The 6,000-nt window shown below is 46.1% G+C and carries 5 protein-coding genes; 3 read left to right on the top strand and 2 right to left on the bottom strand.

The features are described from left to right. Nucleotides 1–1,207 (top strand): ATP-binding protein (locus AC3OH0_RS06235; protein ID WP_498345156.1); only part of this gene is annotated, 1,207 nt, incomplete at its 5' end. A 119-nt stretch (nucleotides 1,208–1,326) separates the two neighbouring features. Further along, on the top strand, nucleotides 1,327–2,328 hold the full coding sequence (locus AC3OH0_RS06230) for a DNA double-strand break repair nuclease NurA (protein ID WP_498345155.1): 1,002 nt from the start codon (nucleotides 1,327–1,329) through the stop codon (nucleotides 2,326–2,328). Between the two features lie 495 nt (nucleotides 2,329–2,823). Here AC3OH0_RS06230 and AC3OH0_RS06225 read toward each other — a convergent pair whose 3' ends face one another. Continuing rightward, nucleotides 2,824–4,281, bottom strand: a complete 1,458-nt coding sequence (locus AC3OH0_RS06225) for a sodium:solute symporter family protein (protein ID WP_498345154.1) — start codon at nucleotides 4,279–4,281, stop codon at nucleotides 2,824–2,826. Between the two features lie 406 nt (nucleotides 4,282–4,687). On the opposite strand from AC3OH0_RS06225, the gene AC3OH0_RS06220 reads away from it, so the two are divergent. Then, a complete protein-coding gene (locus AC3OH0_RS06220; RefSeq protein ID WP_498345153.1) occupies nucleotides 4,688–5,512 on the top strand; it encodes an N-glycosylase/DNA lyase in 825 nt (274 codons plus the stop codon). A gap of 27 nt (nucleotides 5,513–5,539) precedes the next feature. On the opposite strand, the gene AC3OH0_RS06215 is transcribed toward AC3OH0_RS06220, so the two are convergent. Beyond that, the gene (locus AC3OH0_RS06215) at nucleotides 5,540–5,911 is read right to left on the bottom strand and encodes a hypothetical protein (protein WP_498345152.1); all 372 of its coding nucleotides are present in this window, start codon (nucleotides 5,909–5,911) and stop codon (nucleotides 5,540–5,542) included. Nucleotides 5,912–6,000 lie beyond the last annotated feature (89 nt).

Raw genomic sequence — 6,000 nt, 5'->3', positions numbered from 1 at the left:
GGTCTACCTGGTCGAGTCACCGGGAGATGTAAAACTCGCGCTTGAAACCGGCCTGGAGCTGGGGGAGCATAAGTTCAGCAGGATAAAAATACCGTTGAAGCCGGAGGCGCTTAAATACCATGTAGGAGTGGTAGGGGCGACAGGCACGGGCAAGTCTAAGCTGGTTGTAGCCCTGGTGAACGAGGTACTCGAGAAAACCGACTGGAAAGTATTAGTGTTCGACCACTCGGGGCAGGACTACGTTAACGTGCCGGGGTTCGAGGGTAAAGTGTTAGACGCGTCCGAGATCACGCTGGACCTGGAGTCCATAGCCGAGTATTTGAAAAAAGAAATATCGGCTAAGGAGGCGGGAGAGGATGCGCTATACGTCTCGCTCATCCTGTACATACTGAGCAAGGGTGATCTGCGTAAATTCTCGGAAAGCCAGGACCGGTCTATCACCGAGTTTGCTAAGGGCGTTGAGGGGAAGGTTGAAGTCAGCATTAGTGAAAACAAGGTGGGAGAGGCGTTGGAAAAGATGCCCGTGCTGCTTGAAACAGTTGATTTAGAGGAGGAGATGAAGAAGGTTAAGTGGGAAACTTCATCACTCGTAAAGCTGTTTGAGACCGTGATAAATATCGTGGCGGGAAAATCAACCAGTAAGAGGAAATACGTCACATTCATGTCGTTGCAGAAGAAATACATTGAATCCTTGAACAAAAGGAGAATCAGCAGTAGAGATATTCTCGAGAGGCTGGAGAAGGACAGGCTGGTTGTCTTAGACTTGAGCACCGTGAGGCAGGAGGAGCGGAAGTATGTGGTCTACTCTGTTCTACGCAGGATTTGGGACCGTATTGACGAGGCGAAGAAGCCTGTGAACACTCTAGTAGTTGTTGACGAAGCCCACAACTACGCCTGCTACCAGGGCTGCTACCCTTCAAGCAGCATTATCGAGAGGACTGCCAGGGAGGGGAGGAAGTGGGGTCTCGGGCTCGTGCTCGCCAGCCAGAGGATGATCGACTTCAGCACTGATGTAAGGAACAATATCAACACCTTCTTCTTCAGCAAGCTCCAGACGCCTGGAGACTTAGACAACTTGAAGGGTGTTCTCGACCTTGGAGGAGTAGAGTACGACGACCTTGCCATATTGGCGACCAGGGAGTTCTACTTCGCCGGGCTGGGCAACCCGTTGAAGTATCCTGTGTTGATCGAGGTGAAGCAGGTCTGAGCGTTGAAGAAGAAGCAGGCGTAGTTCCTGAGATACTAGCTGGGGAGCTCGATAATCTGGTTGATAACATACTCGAGAATGCTAGAAACATTGGGAAAACCCGCGAGCTTAGAGAGAAGTTGAGCAGTCAGGGCTTGATCAAGAAGTTTCCCGAGCACGGTGGAGGGGCTTGCACATACGCTGTTGACTCAAGCTATACTGTCCCACCCATAGAGGTGGCAGGAGGCTACATCTGGATTATACAGGTTGCAGAGATAGTAATGGGCGATAAATGCAACACCCCGCCAACACTCAAAGCATATGTAAGCTACCACCGCGATAGAGACTTAGCTGGTGTTCAAGCCAAAGTCCATGAGCGCAACGCCCTCTTGAAAGCACTGAAGGATAAGAAGAATGGGCAGATGGAGTTCGATATAGCGATAGTGGATGGAGAGATCTTGACGAGATATGGGGAAGAAGAGGATTCATCTCTCCCTAGCGAAGCCCGTGAACTCGTGAAGAAGGCGGAAGAGTTAACGAGAGAAGCCCTCGACCTAGCATGGGAGACTGATACACCGTTAATTGGTGTTTTAAAGAGGAGCTACTCCGGCGATATTAGAATTATTCTTGAACTCTTCGATATTGGATTGAGTGATAGGGTGATCGCTTCCATAGTGCTAGACCATGGCGAATACTTTACAATAGGTACTTACAAAGAGTTCTACGACGAGTTTAACCGGAAAATCAGAGAGATACTGAATAAAGTAAGCGATGAAAACATTGCCTCGAGAATACAGGCGAGATATGAATGGGTTGAAAGAATAATTAGAGCATATAAAGGATACGTTGGCAGAGTTAAAGTAGTCTTCTACAAGCCTGCTTTGAAAACAATTAATCTAGCTGTGAAAACAGAAATCGCTGAATCCCCCAGCTGGAGTGTGGAGAAAATAGTTTCAGCGCTCTCAGCAATCACCGGCAACACCGGGTTCCCACTACCCCTCGACTACGTTGACCAGCTCTCATACGTGAAATACGATACTAGGAAGCTCGTGTACGAGCTAGTGTACTCCAAGCTCTCGCAGAAAGACATGGAGCTTGCAAGACTACTCCTAAGCCTGGTAAACCCTCAGAAACCCATATAGCCGAGAATTTTCAACCACTACATCCTCCATTCAAACACCAGCATAATCCTTATTCTCATCAACTTGCTGAGAGAATCCGTTTTCCAAGTATTTACCAATCCCGATTTAGAAACTGTTACTGCATAGCATGCTGTAAGTGTTCTCTCGGTGAAAACCCTCCCTGATGATTAGGAGGTGGAGGAATGAAGCTTCCCGTACCCGTCTGGTTAATCCCTTAATCACGCAAGGGTAAACCCATGTGAGCGTGGGGAACAGTTCTATGAGGAAAACACCTATGAAATGGTTTCTTCGCGATGGAGATTACGTTAGGTCTAAGCACTAAGTGGTTTGATAATCCTCGTAGATTCTCAGGTGAAAGGTTCCAGGCCGTCATCCCCCTGGCGGACTCTATTAATTGGGCGGAAACTCGTATGAGTGTCGGTCAGTCGTGGACTCCTGCTTCCTGTTGAAGATATATAGGATAAAATAGTAATAGGGGGAAAGGTTTTCACGTGCTTAGGCCCATTTGAGCAGTTTCGCCAGGTTTTCCTCCGGCTGCGTGGGCTTCGTGACAAGGCTTACCGCTATCATCGCTGCGAGGGAGGCTAGGGCTCCCCAGACGTAGATCATCTCGTATATTTCCGCAGGTATGTAGCCCATTATACCCATTAACGAGGCTGTGAAGCCTGCAACCATGCCTGCGATCGCTCCTTCCTTAGATGCCCGCTTCCACAGGAGCCCCAGCACGAAGGGTATGAAGACGCCGGAGGTGTAGAGGTCGTAGGAGTATATGAGTAGCTCGATTATTCCTTGAACAGTTAAAGCAACTATCAGTGCGAAAGCACCGACTAGTATTGTTACCAGTATGGAGAGCCTTAGCGTCTGTTTATCACTGATCTCTGGTTTCGACTTGTAGTAGAAGTCTCTGATAATGTGTGATGTAGCGGCGAGCAGGAGGGAGTCAGCCGTCGACATTATGGCTGCGAGAACTGCTGCTATGAACAGGGCGCCGAGGACTGGTCCGAACATTGCTAGGATTAAATATGGTACCGCGATCCTTGGTGATGCAACTACTTTCTCTGGTTCTTGCGAAAGCGCTAGCACCGTCATACCGGCTATAGCTGGTATGAGTGAAACTATTATAAGGAAGAGTCCCGAGAGGACTGAGGCTTTAACAGCTGTTTTCTCATCTTTCGACGCAAAAAGTCTCTGGTAGAAGTCCTGCCCTATTAACGTGTACATGACGGTGGCAACCACTGTGAGAACTATGAGAGAGGTTCCTGGTGAAAACGGGTTGAAGTATTCACTGGGCGGGTTGCTTACTACTCCGCTAGCATAGAGCTCGGCGAGCCTGCCTTCCACGCCGCTGAAACCTCCTATGCTAGCGAGCGCGACCACGGTGGCTACTGTAACTCCTAGGGTGGCGAGGATTATTTGAACCAGGTCTGTGAGTGTAACAGCCCATAAGCCTGAGATGGCTGTGTAAGCTATGAAGATCACTGTAGCGAGGATTGAACCCCACAAGCCAGGCAGCCCCATTGCTTCGAAAACGGCTCCAGCAGCCCATACTTGAGCCCCTGTTATACCTATTAACGCTAGGAGCGAGAGTAGTGCGGAGAGTGCTTGAACAGTGCTGCTACGATACCTTAAATACAGTATTTCAGGAACAGTGTAGAGTGCGAGAGCTCTCGAGAGCTTTGCGAATGTAACGCCTAGTAGTGCCAGCCCAAGGCCGCAGGCAGCCCCATACCAGAGGCCGCCGAAACCGTACACTACACCCCATGATGCACCGCCGAGGACGAATCCACCGCCATAGTGTGTCGCGGCAAGCGTGGCAGCAACTAGCACAACCCCGAGCCTCCTGCCAGCCAGGAGATAATCCTCAGCTGATTTAACGAACCTCTTAGCCCACGCGCCTACACCCAGCATTGCTAGAAGATATATTCCAACCGCAACCCACAATGCTAGCTCCAAAAACGCCACCGCACAGCAACATGTTAGGAAAAGCATTTAAACATTGATGAACCCCTTAAGCTGGGAAAACCGTTTAAAACTACTCCTAACCCCACGACTCCCAGCTACCACACATCCACCCACACCATCCCCTGATTCACAACTATAGTGTTCACCGGAGTTAGCATGCCGCTCTCCTAACTATTGTTAAGATATCTGCAAAAGCTAAGGACTCGTGTTTTCCATGGCTTCCATTTCTGCAAGGTTATAAAGCCTTTACTCACCATGCTATGGACTAGGTATATCTTAGCGTGTAACACTTGCAGCATGGGATTTTAATCCATCAACTAGCCTAGTCGCTTTTTCGAAGCCGTGCACCATATGTTTAACACCAAGCTTGCCACCTAATTATATTATGGGGAGGTGTTTGTCGAAAGAAAAAACTCCATTCGAAGTCGATTACATTAAAGCATCTAATATTGCAAAGGTTCTAATGGATGTAAGACAAAAACACCCGCCCAGTATTATGCCTGAATATCAATTACCAAGAAATATCAGAGAGGATAGTCGTGAACTCGCCCTCTACTACACTTATATGGTTGCTCTTGATTACCAGGTTGATGCTGATAGACTATGGCAACGAGCCCGTGAAGCATACGAGCAACACCCGGAAATGTTTACCCCAGAGAAAATCCTCGAGATCGATGAAAAAGAATTAGCAGTATTCTTGAAAAACCTTGGCGCGAGATACTATAACAAAGCAGGCAAATCGTGGAAGAAAATATCCGAGATACTCCTTAGAAATTATAACGGAGACCCCAGAAACATTACAATACAACCATTGACAATTAAAGAGATAAAGGAAAAACATTTAGAGAAATTCCCATATCTAAAGGGCGATAAACTCTCAAACTTCTACCTCCGCGTCATGGGTGAAAAGAAATTACTTAAAATTATAGACTTCGACAAATTAGATGTGGCTGTCGACATACAAGTAGCTCGATTCACGATTTATACTGGTGTTTTAAAGCCTAGAGTGCCCGTAACCGAGGTCTTATTAAATAGTCGACTAAAAGAACTAGTAAGAGAGGCTTGGAGAAAGGGAGCTATGGCCATTGGTGTAGCTCCATGGATGCTTGATGAAGTAATATGGTATGTAGCTAAAAACCTATGTAGCGAGAAAAAATGTAACGAGTGCCCCATAGCCTCATATTGTGATAAAAACATTAATATAAAGGTGAAATACAAGTAAACAGCATCTATTTTTCGATAATTGTTTTCATAATTTCTTTTGCACAGTTTCAAACACGTAAATGTGTGAGAAGTATTGTCGAAGATCGGGGAGATACTTCCTGTTGAAATCAAGGAAAACCACTCTTGATTTCTTCTCGTTATTTTTGCTTAACAACTTAAAAACTCCATCACTATAATGATAACTAATTGAAATTTCGTACGATTTTCCGCTTACAATTTCCTCATCATAATAAGGAGAAAGTTTCCCATCGGGTATTGATATAGCAATTATTGCAATCGGTTTTATTTTTCTTTCCCTTAACTTACGTGTTGCCTCCTTGATCCTATTTTTAAATTGATGTAACTTTTCCCTTTCTTGATCGTTAAGAATGAGTTTTATATCTACTTCTTTTATCAAATCATGTATGTAGTATTTTCTAATGATTTTCTCTGAAAGGATTTTACGGTTTTTTTATGTTAGTGTTTTTATTTCTCTTTTCCAAGAAG

It is taken from the genome of Thermosphaera sp., assembly GCF_059755995.1.
The sequence above is the reverse complement of the archived record's forward strand: the minus strand, read 5'-3'. Positions and strand labels throughout refer to the sequence as shown.